The sequence below is a fragment of the Natranaerobius thermophilus JW/NM-WN-LF genome, assembly GCF_000020005.1.
Classification (GTDB): domain Bacteria; phylum Bacillota; class Natranaerobiia; order Natranaerobiales; family Natranaerobiaceae; genus Natranaerobius; species Natranaerobius thermophilus.
Genome location: NC_010718.1, coordinates 1,525,523 through 1,543,344 on the forward strand (window position 1 = coordinate 1,525,523; position 17,822 = coordinate 1,543,344).

Annotated in this window: 15 protein-coding genes; all 15 read left to right on the forward strand. The window is 36.4% G+C overall.

Annotated elements, in window-relative coordinates; translation table 11 throughout:
• The first annotated feature begins 23 nt into the window (after positions 1 to 23).
• The 15 genes from dpsA to NTHER_RS07440 all read left to right on the forward strand — a co-directional run bounded on the left by dpsA (position 24) and on the right by NTHER_RS07440 (position 17,747).
• Positions 24 to 902 carry a dipicolinate synthase subunit DpsA gene (gene dpsA, locus NTHER_RS07370; protein ID WP_012447912.1) on the forward strand — a complete coding sequence of 293 codons (879 nt, stop codon included), beginning with the start codon at positions 24 to 26 and terminating at the stop codon, positions 900 to 902.
• A gap of 12 nt (positions 903 to 914) precedes the next feature.
• On the forward strand, positions 915 to 1,505 hold the full coding sequence (locus tag NTHER_RS07375) for a dipicolinate synthase subunit B (RefSeq protein WP_012447913.1): 591 nt from the start codon (positions 915 to 917) through the stop codon (positions 1,503 to 1,505).
• A 5-nt stretch (positions 1,506 to 1,510) separates the two neighbouring features.
• Positions 1,511 to 2,749, forward strand: a complete 1,239-nt coding sequence (gene dapG, locus NTHER_RS07380; RefSeq protein WP_012447914.1) for an aspartate kinase — start codon at positions 1,511 to 1,513, stop codon at positions 2,747 to 2,749.
• 19 nt (positions 2,750 to 2,768) lie between these two features.
• Positions 2,769 to 3,656, forward strand: coding sequence for a 4-hydroxy-tetrahydrodipicolinate synthase (dapA, locus tag NTHER_RS07385; RefSeq protein WP_012447915.1), 888 nt, complete (start codon positions 2,769 to 2,771; stop codon positions 3,654 to 3,656).
• Positions 3,657 to 3,829: 173 nt separating this feature from the next.
• The gene (locus NTHER_RS07390; RefSeq protein ID WP_012447916.1) at positions 3,830 to 5,530 is read left to right on the forward strand and encodes a ribonuclease J; all 1,701 of its coding nucleotides are present in this window, start codon (positions 3,830 to 3,832) and stop codon (positions 5,528 to 5,530) included.
• A 163-nt stretch (positions 5,531 to 5,693) separates the two neighbouring features.
• Positions 5,694 to 6,536: a ClpP family protease gene (locus NTHER_RS07395; protein ID WP_012447917.1), complete on the forward strand. Its 843-nt coding sequence runs from the start codon at positions 5,694 to 5,696 to the stop codon at positions 6,534 to 6,536.
• Complete coding sequence (locus NTHER_RS07400) at positions 6,536 to 6,766, forward strand: YlzJ-like family protein (RefSeq protein ID WP_012447918.1); 231 nt, start codon at positions 6,536 to 6,538, stop codon at positions 6,764 to 6,766. The genes NTHER_RS07395 and NTHER_RS07400 overlap by 1 nt, the downstream gene beginning before the upstream one ends.
• Positions 6,767 to 7,538: 772 nt before the next feature.
• Positions 7,539 to 8,807, forward strand: coding sequence for a group II intron reverse transcriptase/maturase (ltrA, locus tag NTHER_RS07405; protein WP_012447437.1), 1,269 nt, complete (start codon positions 7,539 to 7,541; stop codon positions 8,805 to 8,807).
• A gap of 191 nt (positions 8,808 to 8,998) precedes the next feature.
• Positions 8,999 to 9,907: a Na/Pi symporter gene (locus tag NTHER_RS07410; protein ID WP_012447919.1), complete on the forward strand. Its 909-nt coding sequence runs from the start codon at positions 8,999 to 9,001 to the stop codon at positions 9,905 to 9,907.
• Positions 9,908 to 9,966: 59 nt separating this feature from the next.
• Positions 9,967 to 12,444, forward strand: coding sequence for an FtsK/SpoIIIE family DNA translocase (locus tag NTHER_RS07415; protein WP_041366987.1), 2,478 nt, complete (start codon positions 9,967 to 9,969; stop codon positions 12,442 to 12,444).
• 206 nt (positions 12,445 to 12,650) lie between these two features.
• Complete coding sequence (locus tag NTHER_RS07420; RefSeq protein WP_012447921.1) at positions 12,651 to 13,574, forward strand: helix-turn-helix domain-containing protein; 924 nt, start codon at positions 12,651 to 12,653, stop codon at positions 13,572 to 13,574.
• A 104-nt stretch (positions 13,575 to 13,678) separates the two neighbouring features.
• The gene (gene rimO / locus NTHER_RS07425) at positions 13,679 to 15,013 is read left to right on the forward strand and encodes a 30S ribosomal protein S12 methylthiotransferase RimO (RefSeq protein ID WP_012447922.1); all 1,335 of its coding nucleotides are present in this window, start codon (positions 13,679 to 13,681) and stop codon (positions 15,011 to 15,013) included.
• Complete coding sequence (gene pgsA, locus NTHER_RS07430) at positions 15,000 to 15,554, forward strand: CDP-diacylglycerol--glycerol-3-phosphate 3-phosphatidyltransferase (RefSeq protein ID WP_012447923.1); 555 nt, start codon at positions 15,000 to 15,002, stop codon at positions 15,552 to 15,554. Before rimO ends, pgsA begins: the two co-directional genes overlap by 14 nt.
• A gap of 167 nt (positions 15,555 to 15,721) precedes the next feature.
• On the forward strand, positions 15,722 to 16,279 hold the full coding sequence (locus NTHER_RS07435; protein ID WP_012447924.1) for a hypothetical protein: 558 nt from the start codon (positions 15,722 to 15,724) through the stop codon (positions 16,277 to 16,279).
• Positions 16,263 to 17,747: an AAA family ATPase gene (locus NTHER_RS07440; RefSeq protein WP_012447925.1), complete on the forward strand. Its 1,485-nt coding sequence runs from the start codon at positions 16,263 to 16,265 to the stop codon at positions 17,745 to 17,747. Before NTHER_RS07435 ends, NTHER_RS07440 begins: the two co-directional genes overlap by 17 nt.
• Positions 17,748 to 17,822: the final 75 nt, after the last annotated feature.

The following is a 17,822-nucleotide window of genomic DNA, read 5'->3' on the forward strand; positions in this document are numbered from 1 at the left end:
CGCCTGACTAGGGGGTATTTAATATGCATAGCATGGAAACGTCTAGGGTAGCTGTTATGGGCGGAGATGAGCGAGATATTTACTTAATAAATTATCTACAAGCACAAGGTTTTGAGGTATATGCTATTGGATTTGACCGGATTGGCTATCAAATTGATGGTAAGCTATTATACTCCTTAGATACCGAAGATATTGATTTTAAAGCAATTATCTTACCTGTAGTTGGTTTAAATGACAATGGAGACATCCCTGCTTCATATACTACTAGAAAACTGAACTTCTACCAAGAAACTGAATCTATTTATCCCCTGCCTTTGGTGCTAACGGGAAAAAGCAATTCTGAGTTAGATGATTACATTAAAAATAAGGATGGTAAGCTCATTGAAACAATCGATTTAGATGAAATTGCTATTTACAATTCTGTCCCTACGGCAGAGGGTGCGGTGTTAAGAGCCATTGAACTCTCAAAAGTTACCATCCACGGAAGTAAAAGCTTGGTACTAGGACTTGGAAGATGTGGTATTAGCCTAGCAAGACTACTGATTAATATGGGTTCTGAGGTAACTGTGGCCGCGCGAAGAACAGCTCATTTAGCCAGGGCGGAGGAAATGACAGCTAAAGTTGGCCACATTAATAATTTACAAGACTATATATCTGAATTTCAAATAATTTTCAATACTATTCCCGACCAAATTTTAACTAAAGAGATAATTGAACAGATCAACAATGAAGCAGTTGTGGTGGATATTGCTTCTGGCCAGGGAGGCACAGATTTTGATGCCTGTCGTAAACATAATATAAAAGCAATTTTAGCACCGGGCCTCCCGGGTAAAATCGCCCCTAAAACAGCGGGAGAAATTTTAGGAAAAGTGTATACTCGTTTAATAACACCTTATTTGTGAGGGGGTGATTAAATGAATTTAACTGGACTCAAAGTGGGGTTTGCTGTCACCAGTTCCCATTGCACTTTTGATGAAGCTTTTAAAGAAATTGAAAATATTGTTGAGGCGGGAGCAGAAGTTTATCCAATAATTACACCTGGAGTAGACAATATGAACACTAGATTCGGTGAAGCTATAGAGTGGAAACAAAAGCTTGTTCAGATTACTGGCAAAAAACTAATTAATAGTATTGTTTCGGCAGAGCCTATTGGACCTCAGAGCTTTGTGGATATAATTGTTATAGCACCTTGTACTGGTAATACAATAGCCAAACTAGCAAATGGGATTACAGATACAGCAGTGACCATGGCAGCCAAAGCACAATTGAGAAATCAAAAGCCTGTTGTAATCGGTGTTTCTACAAATGATGCTTTAGGCTTAAATGCTAGAAATCTAGGAGTGCTGTTAAATGCAAAACATGTTTATTTTGTTCCCTTTTTCCAAGATGTTCCTTCAAAAAAGCCGAATTCTGTGATCAGTAAAATGGACTTAATTATCCCGACAATACAACATGCATTAGAAGGTGAACAATTGCAACCCTTGTTATTGGCAGGAGAGGAGTAATACTGATGACTGAAGATAAAATTATTGTCCAAAAATTTGGGGGTTCTTCTTTAAGGACACCAGATTTAAGACAACAAGCCGTTGAACACATTAAACAGCTAGTTCAGAATGATAAAAAGGTACTGGTAGTTGTAAGTGCCATTGGCAGAAGTCCTGACCCGTATGCAACCGATACTTTGATAAATTTAATTAAAGAAGAAAATCCAGATCCAGACTTACGAGAACTAGACTTGGCTGTAAGTTGCGGTGAAGTGCTATCTAGTGCTTTACTTGCCTCTAAATTACAGGCAGAGGGATATAAAGCGACAGCTTTGACAGGGCGACAAGCTGGTATTATAACAGATAAAAACTTTACAGATGGTTCAATTAGAGAAATCAAAACTTCAATTATTCAAAAACTGTTTAACCAGAACAAAATTATTGTCGTCGCTGGTTTTCAAGGTGTAACTCCCAATGGTGAAATTATCACACTGGGAAGAGGTGGAAGTGATACAACTGCAACGGCCTTTGCAGGGGAACTTGGCGCACAAAGGGTGGAAATATACAGTGATGTCGATGGCCTGATGACTGTTGATCCCAAAATGGTTCCTGATGCCCGACCAATTAAAGTTATCACCTTTTATGAAGTTCTACAAATGGCAAGAGAAGGTGTCAAAGTGATTCATCCTAAAGCAGTTGAGTATGCCATGAAAAATTCAATACCAATTTTCATAAAAAATATTAATAAATATTATCAGGAAATAGGGACTAAAATAACGAGTTATATCTCAGACAAAGAAGAAGAACAGTCGAATAAAATTATCACAGGCATTGCCCACCTTCCCAATATTACTCAAGTCTCATTAGAGCTTGCCGAAAATACTTCACAAAGCGTGAAAGTTGATATTTTTAACGCTTTAGCTGAACAGGGTATCAGCCTGGATATGATTACTATTTATTACAACAATATAACTTTTACAGTTAAGGGTGAAGACACTGAAAAAACCATTAAGCTATTGAATGAACGTGGTTTCGGTCAAATTAATCATCTAAGTGGTTGTGCCAAAATTACACTATTTGGAACTGGGATGACAGGACTTCCTGGAGTAATGGCTAAAGCTCTAAGAATTTTAAATAAAGAAGAAATTGAAGTTCTACAAACAACTGATTCCAATATTACCATATCCTGTTTAATCCAGGGCAAGGATATTCAAAAAGCTTTGTTAGTTTTGCACGAACAATTTGGTCTGTCTCTTAAAAATTAAACCAAAAGGGGGAGAAACATTGAGAGGGTTTGGTGAGTTAATAACTGCCATGATCACACCCTTTAACAAGCAAGGTGAACTGGCAACCGAAAATTGTGTAAAATTAGCCAAAAAACTCGTGAATGAACAAAACTCAGATGCCTTAGTTTTATCTGGAACTACGGGGGAATCACCTACATTAAGTACAGAAGAAAAGTTGACTTTGTTTCAACTTATAACAGAAAAGGTAGGCGGAAACGCTAACATTATAGCAGGTACCGGAAGTTACAGTACGAAAGAAACCTTGGAGTTGACCAAAAAGGCTGAAGAAGTAGGAGTCCATGGTATAATGCTGGTCACTCCATACTATAATAAACCTACTCAAGGAGATTTATATAAACATTTCAAGACAATAGCCCAAAAGACTTCTCTGCCGATTATGTTGTATAATGTCCCTAAGCGTACTGGCGTAGATATGTCTCAAGATACAATCTTAAAATTAGCAGAAATAGATAATATAATTGCTTTGAAAGAAGCCAGTGGAGACTTTAATAAAATTGCCAATGTAATCAGAGAAACTAGAGGAGAGTTTGATGTTTACAGTGGTGATGATATTAGCTTAATGCCTGTTTTAAGTCTTGGAGGGACTGGTGTAGTAAGTGTTGCTTCACATCTAATAGGTAAAGAGCTAAAAGAAATAATAGATGCTTATCACGCAAATAATTCCAGAAAAGCTTTGGAATTGTTTCAAGAAATCTATCCTTTCATAACGGCATTATTAGTTAAGACAAATCCAATTCCCATAAAAGCTGCAGTCAACACTCATTTAATGCAAGTAGGAAGTGTACGTCCACCTTTATATGATCTAAGTGAAAAGGAGCTAGAACAGCTATCAGAGGTGTATAAATGGTCAGTAGGTAAATACTAATCTTTATTTACCTAAAAATTTAATTATTCTTAAATCCCTTGAGATTGGTATTAAGAAGCCTTTATGGCTTCTTTTTCTTTCTTGCTATGAGATAACAATTAAGGTATAATATTACTTAATGGTAAGGGAACGGGTATACAGCTATACACTCAAAAAAACAGGGAGGTGTTTGATTGTCAGCAAGAAAACAGAATAATAGAAATGGTAATGGCTCCAGAAATTCATTACAAGTCATTCCCTTGGGCGGGGTCGGTGAAATTGGAAAAAATATGTTTGTAATTAAGTACGGGAATGATATGATTGTCATTGACGCCGGATTAAAATTTCCCGATGAAGATATGTTGGGAGTAGATTTCGTCATTCCTGACATGTCTTATCTGTTTGAACATAAGGACAACATTAAAGGAATTTTCTTAACCCATGGGCATGAAGATCACATCGGGGCTTTACCGTATTTAATGAAAAAAATTGATGCACCAGTTTATGGTACTAAACTAACTTTAGGTTTGGCTGAACGTAAATTGGGAGAACAACCTATTCAAAAGTCGATTTCTTTAAAGAAGATATTACCTGGCAAAACTATGCAATTAGGTCCATTTAAGATGGAATTTTTCTCAACTAACCACAGTATTCCAGATTCAATTGGCATAGTTGTTCATACACCTGAAGGAACTATAGTCCATACAGGAGATTTTAAATTTGACCATACACCAGTTAGTGGTAAAGTAGCAGATTATAATAAACTTGCTGAACTGGGAAATAAGGGAGTACTATGCTTACTATCGGATAGTACCAATGCTGAAAGGCCGGGATATACTGAAAGTGATAGAACAGTGGGAGAACGACTTGATGAAATCTTTCGCCAAGCTCCCAAAAGGATTATCCTGGCAACTTTTGCCTCTAATATATACAGAATTCAGCAAGTTATTAACTCAGCCAAAAAGTATGGTAAAAAAGTCGGAGTCGTAGGTCGCAGTATGATAAATGTGATTGAAGCGGCTTCAGAGCTAGGTTATCTTGAAAATGTAGACGATGTGGTGATTGATGATATAGAAAGAGTCAATCAATTGCCTCTGGAAAAAACTGTGTTGCTAACTACGGGCAGTCAAGGAGAGCCCATGAGCGCATTAACCAGGATTGCTACTGATGACCATCGAAAAGTCGAAATTATGCCCCATGATACTGTGGTGATAGCTGCAACACCTATTCCAGGAAACGAAAAGTTAATTTCTAGAAGTATAGATAATTTGTTTAAACGAGGTGCCCATGTCATCTATCAATCTGTTTCCGGAGTCCATGTATCCGGTCATGGAAGTCAGGAAGAATTGAAAATGATGCTGAACCTTGTTAAACCTAAGTATTTAATCCCTTTCCATGGCGAGTACAGAATGCAGGTACATCATAAAAACGTAGCAGAAAAGTTAGGTATGCCATCAAAAAATGTATTTTTAGCAGAAAATGGTGAAGTAATTGAATTTAACAGAAAACGAGGCAAAGTTAATGGCAAGGTTCCTGCAGGTAAAGTTTTAGTTGATGGTTTAGGTGTAGGTGATGTAGGTAATATCGTTCTAAGAGATCGACGACTGTTAAGCCAGGATGGTATCCTGATTGTAGTGATTGGTGTAGATAAACAGAACAAAACATTAATTGCCGGCCCGGATATAGTTTCTAGAGGATTTGTATATGTCAGAGAATCAGAAGAGTTGTTAGAAGAGGCCCGTGAACATGTTGTTAAAGCTGTAAACAAGATGTCAAAAAGTAAAATGAATGAGTGGCAGGCAATTAAGAGTTCTGTCAAAGATGTTTTAGGTCAATATCTATGGGAAAAAACCCGGAGACGTCCCATGATTCTTCCAATAATTATGGAAGTTTAATCTATTAAACCCTTACCGAATTCAAATATCTATAAGCTATAAATTTTAGTTTATTAACCTCCAACAAAGTTGGAGGTTTTTTTATTTTTTAATCAGTATATCTTAAGCAATTTAAAGAAACAATATTATTGAAACTAGCAATAATTAAAAAGAGGAGTGAGTAATGTTGTTTGAAAACTTCGGTAACTCGCAGCCGTCTCAAAATAAAAATGAATCACAAAGAGGAAATGAACAGAATCAAGGTACACAAAGTACTATTAAAGAACTTGGTGGTACCAATATCCCAAAAGCACCAAATCATATTCATTCCATGGTGATTGTGGGACAAATAGAGGGACATATGACATTACCTCCACAAAATAAAACTACCAAGTATGAGCATGTTCTACCTCAACTAGTAGCTGCAGAACAAAATCCCCAAGTAGAAGGTATATTAGTAATTTTGAATACAGTTGGAGGCGACGTAGAAGCTGGTCTTGCTATTGCTGAAATGTTAGACAGTATTTCAAAACCTTCTGTTAGTCTAGTTCTGGGGGGAGGTCATAGCATTGGAGTTCCAATTGCCGTGGCAACAGATTACTCTTATATTGCACAAACAGCTACTATGACAATCCATCCCATTAGATTGACAGGTCAACTAATTGGAGTTCCTCAAACTTATGATTATTTAGAAAAAATGCAAGATCGAGTGCTAAGTTTTGTCACTCAACATTCGGGTATTCATCCAGAACAGCTTAGACGTCTTATGTTTAACTCTGGTCAGTTAGCTAGAGATATTGGAACAGTTCTAGTTGGTGAAGATGCAGTGAGAGAAGGACTGATTAATGAAGTAGGTGGCATAGGGCAAGCCGTGAACAGATTAGAAAGCATGCTACGTCGTGGTGATCAAGGTCATTACGGAAATCCACCAGTTCCCGGTTATCGTCAAGGGCGTTACTCATTACCACCCATGCCTGGTTTTGATCAATTCCAAAATCAAAGTCCACCAGGAGAGGATGATGATTAATGCTTATTTATACACCTGTTGCTTTAGAAGAAGTTTTGCAAGGTGCAGAAAACCAAACATCAGATTCTCAGTATCATGAAATTAATTACAACGGAAAAACCTTGATAGTTGAACCACAATCACCGTTCCAAGGTAAAATTGTCAGGTTGATTAGTAGTGATTCCAATGATTATTTAAACCCCAATTTACAACCGGGTAACTTGATTAATTATGCTGCATTTCAAGAGTGAGGATAAGAGCCTTTCAGTTTGAAAGGCTCTTTTTTTGTTTGCCCGGCATGCCTGCCGCGCCGATGGGTTGAAAGAAACCCTGTCACCTAACCAGCAGGAAGACAACCATAAGGCAAGGGCGTCACCGGTGACGGTGGAGTCTGAAGGAAGCTGAAGGGGGAATTTGGAACATAGTGAGAACAAACCGAGGATGGCCTTTTAGGTGGGTAACCTTGCAAATTATGGGAAAGCCCGAAAGCTGGATAACCTAAAAGGTTAGGACGGATGCGTTCAAATTCAGGCAAGCAGACTTAACCGGGGAGATACCTGTATTGTCTTGTGACGACAAGTAAAGTTAAGACAAGTGGAAACATGAGTTTTAACTAAAGCAGTGCAGGAGGCAGATGAACCCGTAGTAGTGAAGAACTTTCGGCCAAAGAAAGCTGGTAACAGTCTGGAGGATAAAACCGAAAGGACACTACACCTGGTTGTAGTGGTGCATAATGACCGAAAGGGAATTATGTAGTGTGAAGGGGTGAAAGTAGACCAAAGAGTGTAGCAAGAACTCGAGTAGACACTTTAGGTAGGAAGAAAACTGAAGCTGAAATGCTAAAGGGAACGGAAAGTCAGGTGGTGACGAGCTTACTTGCTTTACCGTCCGCCTAGTGGAAGTAGAGCGTACCCTGATAGGTAAGATTGCCAAAGAGCTAGAGACACCGTTAAGCACGTTCAAAGAAACCACAACTAAAAGTGTAGAAAGAGGGAAGGCACACAGCGAAAGAAGGTGCAATTGATGAAGAAATGGTACAGTTTAATAGACAAGATTTATTCCAAAAAGAATCTAGAAGACGCCTACCGCAGGGTCAGAGCTAACAAAGGTAAACCCGGCATAGACCAGGTAACCGTGGAGGCTTATGGCTCCAACCTAGAAGAAAATCTGGAAACCCTTCATCATGACCTTAAAATTGGCGCATACAAACCACAACCTGTGAGGCGAGTTAAGATACCCAAACCAGATGGAAGTACTCGCCCATTAGGGATTCCAACCGTAAAAGACAGGGTAGTCCAACAAGCAACGTTAAATATACTTCAACCGATTTTTGATCCAGACTTCCACCCGTCAAGCTACGGATACAGGCCTAATCGCTCATGTCACAAAGCAATAGCTAAATCAGAACAGTTCATTAATAAATACAATCTAAGACATGTAGTAGATATGGACCTATCTAAATGCTTTGATAAATTAAACCATGAGTTGATTATCGAAGAAGTAGCCAAGAAAGTTAGTGATGGAAGTGTTCTCAAATTAATAAAGAAATTTTTGAAGTCCGGAGTAATGGAAGATGGAGCCATAGAAGACACAGAAATAGGGAGCCCTCAAGGTGGAGTGATTTCACCACTACTAACCAACATTTACCTAGACAGATTTGATAAAGAAATGAAGAGTCGCAATATCCGAATAGTAAGATATGCCGATGATATTTTAATATTCGCCTACACACCAAGACAAGCGAAAAGATATAAAGATATAGCTACTGAAATATTAGAAGACGAATTAAAACTAACAGTTAATAAAGAGAAAACTCACATAACAAATGACCGCAAAGGTGTTCCCTACCTAGGAGTTATCATAAGGAGTCAAAACATATCCATCCAGCCTGAAAAGATACAGAAATTCAAAGAAAAAGTCAGAACTCTTACACCAAGAAATCATGGTAGAAATCTATCCGAAATCATAAAAGAGCTAAATCCAGTATTAAGAGGATGGGCAAATTACTTCCGAATAGCCAATTGTAAGAAACAATTTGAGAACTTAATGAAATGGATTAGAAGAAGACTTAGGATGAAGAAAATGCGAGAATGGAAAAGTTGGAAACAACTACACAAAACTCTTCGCAGAAAAGGCTACAAAGGGGAATTTGAGAAAATCTCCATGAATAAATGGAGAAACTCATCAAGTCCTCTCATAAGTTTAGCACTACCCAATAAGTGGTTTGACGAGATAGGTCTAATTAATATTAGTACCTATCAAGTTGGTATTTTGCATCACTTTAGAAAGTGATCGAGGTCTACTAGGAGCCGTGTACGTGGCCCGTAAGCACGGTTCTGTGAGAGGAACGAAGCCACAGCTAATTACTGTGGCTTCTACCTACTCGATATGATTAATAATTGATTTTTCAAATATAGATAGAATAGACTGTTTTAAATTATAGTCTAAGCTTGTAGCATAAAGCTTGTTAGGATGTGACCTGAATGAATTGGATCTTGGCTTTGTTTGGAATTGGATTGTTTCTTATAGGAGTTAAATTACTTGCTCGATTAACACCTAATCTAATTTCAGTAACAAAAGGTGATCAAATATCTTGGAAAGATCTAATAGCCAGTTTTAGTTTAGGAATTTTTTTAACAGCATTAACCCAAAGCAGTAGTGCGGTAGGTGTAATAGTACTAGTTTTACTCGATAAACGAGTGGTCACATTCAAACAAACAGGCTTTTTCCTTGCTGGAAGCAATATTGGGACCACAATCAGTGGTCAAATCTTTACATTGCCGATAGAAAAGTTGATTATCCCTATGTTTATAATTTCTTTAGTTGGTTTTTTACTAGGGTATCGATTTTGGATAATGCAAAAAGTGTCCAAATTTCTTTTTGCCTTGTCTATCATTTTTACCGGTTTACAAATAATTAGTAGTGTAACCTTATATTACAGAGATTCTCTTGTAACTGTATTTGAATATTTTAGTTCTATTTTTCAGGCTTTTTTGATTGGAATAATTCTTACTGCCATAAGTCAATCTAGCAGTTTAATAATCGGCATTTTAATAGTTTTGAGTGGAAAACATATTATTGCACCTGCTTATGCTACCGCCGCAGTCATGGGACTTAATGTGGGAACTTCCACCACCTTGATGATTGCAAGTTTAGGACTGTCGAAGCATGGTAAGCTGGGGGCTGTATTTCAAGTAGTTTATAATAGTATCTGTGCATTGTTGGTTTTTGGCTTTTTCCCGTGCTTTTTACAAATAGTCGAACTAATATCCCGTACTCCCCATCAATTTGTAGCAAATTCTCATACCTTTTTTAATTTGGTAGCGGGTATTCTTTTAGTATTGGGGTGGAAATACATCGAATCAATATGTTATTGGATTGTTTACAGATAATACAAATAATCAGTTCTAAATTTGGCAATAATGAGAGTTACTGGTATAATTAGGTCGAGGTGAAAATAGTGGTAGCTAAAAAAACTAACAAAAAGCAAAGAAAAAAATCGAACAAAGGTTTAAAAACTACACCAGAATTACAAGCTGGCTTGTTACTTTTATTTGCAATCATTTCCCTAGCGAGCTTAGTTTTTACTGAACAAACTGGGGTTTTAGGAAATATTATCAAAGTTGTTTTCGAATACTTAGCTGGTGAACGAGCTTGGACTATTCCTATATTTATTGCCATTTTAGGTGGTAATTTACTGTATTTGAAAAGTATTCAACTCACAAACAGGTTTTGGGGTATTAGTTTAGTTTTATTTCTTATTGTAGTTGGACATCATATTGAACTAATTTTACAGGAAAATATTATTAGTAGAGGAGAAATAGTAGCACAAGCTTTTAGTTTGCCTGCTGAAGGTGCCGGTGGCGGATTGATGGGGGCTATTTTCTCTACTGCATTTTTACTTGTCCTAGGTGAAATTGGGACTTTTATTGTTTTGATTTTTACTGGTATCATAGCCTTTATGTTGTTGACAGACACTACTTTCAAAGAAGGACTTAGCTTGGGGACAGGAGCTGCTAAAAAAGCGTGGGAACTGGTTCTATTAGCAAATGAAAAATTGATTGAGATTTATAATCGAATTTCTAATACCAAACAAATGAAAGAGTATCAAAAGGGACAAGTTAAAAATGAAGATGATACAAATATATTAGATTTTAATGACTATAAACAAGGTCGGCAAGAGGAGGAAGATCAAGGATCTTTGCAAGCTACTGGGGGGACTTATCAGGACGAGCCTGACTATCCTATTGTTAGCTTTGAAGAAAATGAGGCAGGACTGCAAGCCAAAATAACTGAGAGTAAGGAAGAAGCTAATAATAGCGAACCAGGCCCAGAGGACAAAAGAGAAGGTCAGAAATCAAGTCAAAAAAGTGGATCAATACAATCAAACACAAATACTGGTTCTGAAACTTTAGCTCAAGAAAGTTTTAGTGATGGGCATGGCAGTGACAATCAAGAAAAGGACAAAGTAGTATCCTATACTTTTTATCCCAATGAGTCCCTCGGTAACTATAAACTGCCACCTTTAAACTTGTTAAAAAAATCTACAGGAGAGCAGGGAGATAAAACAGATAAAAGGGAACTCTCCGATAGAGCCAGATTATTAGAAGAAACCCTGGCTTCCTTCGGGGTAAAAGCCCGAGTAATTAAAGTTCAAAAAGGACCAACTATTACTCGCTTTGAATTACAACCGGAAAAGGGTGTTAAAGTGAGTAAAATAGTTAATTTGTCCGATGATTTGGCTCTAAGCTTAGCTGCTTCGGAAATTAGGATAGAAGCACCTATCCCAGGCAAAGCCGCTATAGGCATTGAAATTCCTAATAAAGTTATTTCACCAGTTTACTTAAGAGAAGTATTAGAAAGTCCTAATTTCCAAAAAAGTGAATCTCCATTATCAATTGCTATTGGTAAAGATATAGCTGGAGAACCAGTGGTAGCAGACCTGGCCAAGATGCCTCACCTTTTAATAGCAGGTGCAACTGGGTCAGGTAAAAGTGTCAGTATTAATACGTTGATTGCTAGTATCCTTTATAAAGCCAAACCTGACGAGGTTAAATTACTATTGATCGATCCCAAGGTAGTAGAACTAAAATCCTTTGATGGACTTCCACATTTGTTGGCACCAGTAGTAACAAATCCTAAAAATGCCGCTAGTACTTTAAAAAATATCGTGAGCGAAATGGAGTACAGATATCAGTTATTTGCAGATACAGGTGTTAGAGATATAGCAAAATATAATGCAATAAATAAGGAAGAAGATTATCCGGAGAAACTACCTTATATTGTAGTGATTATTGACGAACTGGCCGATCTCATGATGGTTGCTCCTACAGAAGTTGAAGATGGGATTTTTAGATTAGCTCAAATGTCAAGAGCAGCGGGCATTCATTTAATTTTAGCAACACAACGTCCATCTGTGGATGTAATTACAGGTGTAATCAAATCTAATATAACTTCAAGAATTGCTTTTGCTGTAACTTCTCAAGCTGATTCTAGAACCATCTTGGATATGGGGGGAGCGGAAAAATTACTGGGACAAGGTGATATGTTATTTACTCCTATGGGTAGTAATAAACCTATTAGATTACAAGGTGCTTTTATTTCAGATAAGGAGATTGATGAGCTCGCCGAAAAAGTAAAAGAACAAGCTGAACCTCAATATCAGGAGGAATTAGTAACAACAACTCCGGAAACTGACAAAAAGCAAGAATACGATGAGTTGTTGCCCAAGGCAGTAGAATTGGTTATGGAAACTCAGCAAGCATCAATTTCATTAATTCAAAGAAGATTAAGGGTGGGTTATACTAGGGCAGCACGTTTGATAGATGAACTAGAAGAATTTGGTGTAATTGGCGGACATGAAGGCAGCAAGCCTCGCAGAATATTAATGACAGAAGAAGATATTAAAAACATTTTAGAACAATTGTAGCAGGCCATAATAAGGCCTGCTTTTTTCTGTAATATGATGCAGGAAAACAGATATCATTTCAAGAAATACTTAATTCGAGAATTATATTATTGTAAATACTTTAAAGTCATGAATAAAAATAATAGTAAATTAGATAACTTAGGCAGCTGTTAGGAAAACTACAAGTTAAACATTAATTGTGCAACTTGTGTGAAGGGGTGTTTTTCATGAGTGAAGAATATGAAGAAGAAAAGCCAATTGAATACAGTGGTATTACTCCTGCTGATATAGGCAAGAAATTACGAAAAGCAAGAGAAGCTCAAAACTTGACAATAGAAGATTTACAAAAACAGACTAAATTGAGAACTAAATACATCAAATCCATTGAAAAAGGCGATTTTTCTGTTTTTCCCGGGGATGTTTATGCAAAAGGTGCTATTAGAAACTATGCCGAAGTTGTTGGTTTAGACTTCATGGAGCTTTGGGAAGACTATGAAAGCGTGTATCAACAAGAATCCGAACAAGAAGATAATAGCAATGAAGAACAAAAAGATAAAGAAGTTAGCTTTTTAAACAGTTTTTCAGATAAATTTATAGCTATATTGCCGGTGTTAGTTAAATTTGTGGCTATAGTACTGGTAATCGGAATAATTGGTTATGGCGTGTATTGGGGATACGATTATCTAGCCGGTATTGAGCTAAATGGCGATGAGATTGAAGAAGAAGCGACTACTCCTGAAAAAGAAGAAACCGAAGATGAAGATCATGAAGAACAAGATGAAGAACAAGACCAAGAAGTCAAGGAAGAACCAAAATTACCATCAATAGAAAGAACATCAGATAATCCAATCACATATACAGTAATTGAACTGGAAGATGAATATGAAATTGAAGATGAAATTGAAGTTATCTTGGAGATTGGGGAACAAGAACAAGGTTGCTGGGTTGGAGCAACAATAGATGGGGAATTCAATGATCTAGGGACTATGGACCGGGAAACAAGTGAAACGTTACATTTTCAAGAATCAATTGAATTCACTTTAGGTAGGCCTGTAAATGCCTCTATTACTGTATTTGATACTGAGTTGGAAATACCAGAAACAACTAGCCCAGAGGATATTATTATTGAACTTGATGAAGATGAAAATTAACTTGTTTTGACAGTAATAATACTATATTATATACTGAATTAGACAAATAAGTACAAAAATCGGGGTCACAAACCAAAGATTGGAAAGGTGGATAAGTATTCAAAATGAAAGTAGGGATTATTTCACTAGGATGTGCAAAGAATCAAGTAGATACTGAGGTTATGCAAGGAATTTTAGAAAACAGCAATTACAAAATGACCGATGATTATTACGATGCCGATATTATTATCGTTAATACTTGTGGTTTTATTGATGATGCCAAAGAAGAATCTGTTGACCATATTTTAGAAGTTGCTCAATTGAAAGAAACTGGTAAATTGAAAGTTTTGATTGTTGCTGGTTGCCTATCACAGCGTTATCAAGAATCCCTAAAAGAAGAAATCCCTGAAATCGACGCAATGATAGGTACAGATACCCAAGATAAAATTACAGAAGTTATTTCATCTGCATTAAAAGGAAATTATATATCATTTTATGATCGATTAAATAAGATAGACGAACAACTTTTCTTAAGACAACCATATCAACCTGGGCCTAGCGCTTATATTAAGATTGCTGAAGGCTGTCATAATTACTGTTCTTACTGTGCTATACCCTTAATAAGAGGTGGTTATCGCAGTCGTACTATTGAGGATATTAAGATCGAAGCTAATCATTTTATTGAAAAAGGAAGTAAAGAACTCACCTTAATAGCTCAGGATACTACAAATTACGGTAGTGATATATATGGTAAATTTAGTTTAGATACTTTATTAGATGAACTTGCCACAATACCGGGAGATTTTTGGATTAGAGTTCTTTATGCTTATCCCACGAGAATAACTGATTCCTTAATTGAAGTTATAAATAGACATGAAAAGATCTGTTCTTACTTAGATATCCCATTACAACATATTGATGACGATATCTTAACAAGTATGAATAGGGGTGGAAATAAAGAGCAGATCTTGAATTTAATTCATAATTTAAGAAAAAACATTCCAGATATTACTCTAAGAACTTCTTTGATAGTAGGTTTTCCCGGTGAAACAGACGAAAAATATCAAAACTTAATTTCATTTATGCAAGAGATTGAATTTGACCATGCTGGTATTTTTAAGTATTCCGATGAAGAAGATACCCAAGCTTATAATTTTAAAGATAAAGTCTCGGAAGATGTTAAAGAACAACGTTATCAGGAGGCCTGGGAAGTTCAAAAAGAAATTACAAGGAAAAAGAATGAGGGTTTGGTAGGAACTGAAATGCGAGTTCTAATTGAAGAAGCCCTAGAAGATGAACCTACTACTAAAGTCGGGCGAACTGAAGGTCATGCTCCTGAAGTGGATGGAGCTGTTATAATACCCGATTGTGAAGCTTCATCTGGAGATTTTATAAATGTTGAGATAGTTCAAGCTTTAGATTACGATTTAATTGGAGAAATGACAAATGAATTTAGCTAATAAGATAACAATAGCAAGAATCATACTGGCACCTGTTTTTATGGTGTTTTTACTGGTTACAGTTCCATATGGAGAATTAATAGCGTGGGCCATATTTATCTTGGCATCTATTACTGATGCCCTAGATGGGTATATTGCCAGAAGCAGAAAACAGATAACGAAATTCGGTAAATTTCTTGACCCTCTAGCGGATAAGCTATTAATTACGGCTGCTTTAATTACATTGGTAGGTTTAGGTAGATTACATTCGGCTGTAGCAGTAATTATAATCAGTAGAGAGTTTGCCGTTACTGGTTTACGTGTTATTGCTGCTGGTGAAGGAATGGTTATCTCGGCTAGTAAACTTGGAAAATTAAAAACTATCACCCAGGTGATAGCTATTTCTGCGATTATGTTACAGGCTGGATTTGAAGATTTGGTTGCTATGGATGTATCTATTGATTTTTTAGTTGACTTATCTGTTTGGGTAGCAGTAGTTGTCACTATTCTATCTGGAATTGACTATTTTAATAAAAATCGCCACTTAATTCGATTAGGGTAAATAATTAAACATAAAATTTCTAACTTAGATCAGTAAGGATCTGGTCAGGTTCAGCATAATTAAATTATTGGGAATTTGAGACAGGTATTACTTACCTGTCTTTTTTAATTGTATATATCTACTGGCTGTGCTATAATGTTTTATGTAAACTAGAAAGGGGTTGAACTATGCGAAAAAATAAAGACCGGCTGCTAATAATTTTTTTAACTTCCTTGATAGGAATTGTTATTATTACAGGAGGTTACTTTATTTGGAGGCAGCAAGAAATCATTACCCCAATTGAAAGTTATCTCAACGATCATGAGCAAATTAAAGATTATGAAATTATTGAAAGAGATACTAGAGACTTGAAAGTAGTCTTGGAAATTGAGTATACACCCTTTGTAAATACATTTTATCAAGAAATAGATGAGGAACTTTCGGAATTAGCCGGTGAGGACGAGCTAGAAATCGAACTAGCCGACAATAAAAGTTCTTCATTGGAAGAAATCAGCTATGAATTGAACTATTTAATCTGGCAGTATTCCCATTCTGGTGAATATACAAAGCTCTTAGACAAGCTGGATGAACTTGAACAAGAGTATGCCTTGGATCATATTCAAGTTCACTTAAGCCAGGATGGTTTTTTTGTACAAATAAGGGATGATAACTCTTATATATGGGAAATAGTCGAGTATCCTACCGGTCTTGGAAAGGATGATTTGACTGATGATAATCGAAGTTAGCATAGGGATTTATATAGCTTTAGTAATCAGCTTTTTTTTGATTGGTATTTCTCCTCAACCTGTTTTGATTAGTGGGGGAATCTTACTAGTCTTTTATTTCTTGTATACAAGTAAAAACAATGGCAGTAACAGCTTTGGAAGCATTGCCAAAGAAAGTGAAAATGTCCCAGATATAGAATTTCAAGATATTGGCGGACAAAAGAATGCTGTAACTGAGGTCAAAGAGGCCTTAGAATTTTTGAAATCTAAGGAACAAGCCGATGAACTAGGGATTAGACCTATTAAAGGTTTATTACTTTCAGGACCGCCTGGAAATGGAAAAACTCTAATAGCCAAAGCAGCTTCTAAATACACCGATTCAGTATTTATTTCAACCTCTGGTAGTGAATTTATTGAGATGTATGCAGGTGTAGGGGCAAAACGGGTTAGAAAATTGTTTAAAGAGGCTCGTAAAAAAGCTAGTCGTACCAATAAGAGTAGTGCGGTTATATTCATTGACGAGTTAGATGTTTTAGGGGCAAAGCGAGGCAGTCACGGTAGTCATATGGAATATGATCAAACTTTAAACCAATTACTGGTCGAAATGGACGGTTTAGATACTGAAACCAATGGAATTGATATATTAATTATGGGAGCAACTAATAGAGTCGACAGTTTAGATCAAGCATTACTGCGACCGGGGAGATTTGACAGAATTGTAAATGTTGAACTACCCGATAAAGATGGAAGATATGAAATTTTAAAACTTCATGCCCAAAACAAACCTCTAGATGAAAAAGTTGATTTAGAGACTGTTGCCAGTGAAAGTTTTGGGTTTTCTGGGGCTCATTTGGAAAGTTTAGTAAATGAAACCGCTATTTTAGCTTTGAGGCGCAATAAATCTAAGTTAGAGAAGATAGATTTTTCTGATGCCATTGAGAAGATAATTCTAGGTGAAGAATTACCACGTAAACCTTCTAAACGAGAACTAGAGCGGATTGCAATCCATGAGCTAGGTCACGGATTTGTGATGGAATTATTGGAACCAGGCTCTGTAGCTAAAATTGCTATATCTAATCGTGGAAAATCTTTGGGTTATACCAGAAGAAGCCCCAGTGGGGAGCAGTATTTGAAGACCAAATCAGGTTTAGAAAATGAACTGTGCTTTTTACTTGCCGGTAGTAAATTTGAAGAACATTTTTTATCAGATCGTAGCACGGGTAATCGAGATGACTTTAATAAGGCATTCCAAGTAGCTGATGAAATGATTAAATCTGGAATGTCGTCATTGGGGATAGTGAACTATGAAAAATTACCTCCTGATGAAATCAACAACACTATTAATCAAATAATTTCTCACAGAGAGGAACAAATTGAGAAGGTTATTGATGAATATGAGCCATTAATACGTGAAATCAAAAAATTATTAGTTGAAAGAGAATTAATAACAGGAGAAGAATTAAGGGAATTTTTAAAAGGGGCAGCTTAAAAAATAGCTGCTCCTTTCTTGTATTCAAAGGAATTTAGGTCTAAAATGATAATTAGAGGTAATTGCATTCAATCA

Excerpts from the sequence above, each read along its gene's own strand:
- dpsA (WP_012447912.1), top strand. The coding sequence starts at position 24 with ATGCATAGCATGGAAACGTCTAGGGTAGCTGTTATGGGCGGAGATGAG.
- NTHER_RS07375 (WP_012447913.1), top strand. The coding sequence starts at position 915 with ATGAATTTAACTGGACTCAAAGTGGGGTTTGCTGTCACCAGTTCCCAT.
- dapG (WP_012447914.1), top strand. The coding sequence starts at position 1,511 with ATGACTGAAGATAAAATTATTGTCCAAAAATTTGGGGGTTCTTCTTTA.
- NTHER_RS07395 (WP_012447917.1), top strand. The coding sequence starts at position 5,694 with ATGTTGTTTGAAAACTTCGGTAACTCGCAGCCGTCTCAAAATAAAAAT.
- NTHER_RS07400 (WP_012447918.1), top strand. The coding sequence starts at position 6,536 with ATGCTTATTTATACACCTGTTGCTTTAGAAGAAGTTTTGCAAGGTGCA.
- ltrA (WP_012447437.1), top strand. The coding sequence starts at position 7,539 with ATGAAGAAATGGTACAGTTTAATAGACAAGATTTATTCCAAAAAGAAT.
- NTHER_RS07410 (WP_012447919.1), top strand. The coding sequence starts at position 8,999 with ATGAATTGGATCTTGGCTTTGTTTGGAATTGGATTGTTTCTTATAGGA.
- NTHER_RS07420 (WP_012447921.1), top strand. The coding sequence starts at position 12,651 with ATGAGTGAAGAATATGAAGAAGAAAAGCCAATTGAATACAGTGGTATT.
- rimO (WP_012447922.1), top strand. The coding sequence starts at position 13,679 with ATGAAAGTAGGGATTATTTCACTAGGATGTGCAAAGAATCAAGTAGAT.
- pgsA (WP_012447923.1), top strand. The coding sequence starts at position 15,000 with ATGAATTTAGCTAATAAGATAACAATAGCAAGAATCATACTGGCACCT.
- NTHER_RS07435 (WP_012447924.1), top strand. The coding sequence starts at position 15,722 with ATGCGAAAAAATAAAGACCGGCTGCTAATAATTTTTTTAACTTCCTTG.
- NTHER_RS07440 (WP_012447925.1), top strand. The coding sequence starts at position 16,263 with ATGATAATCGAAGTTAGCATAGGGATTTATATAGCTTTAGTAATCAGC.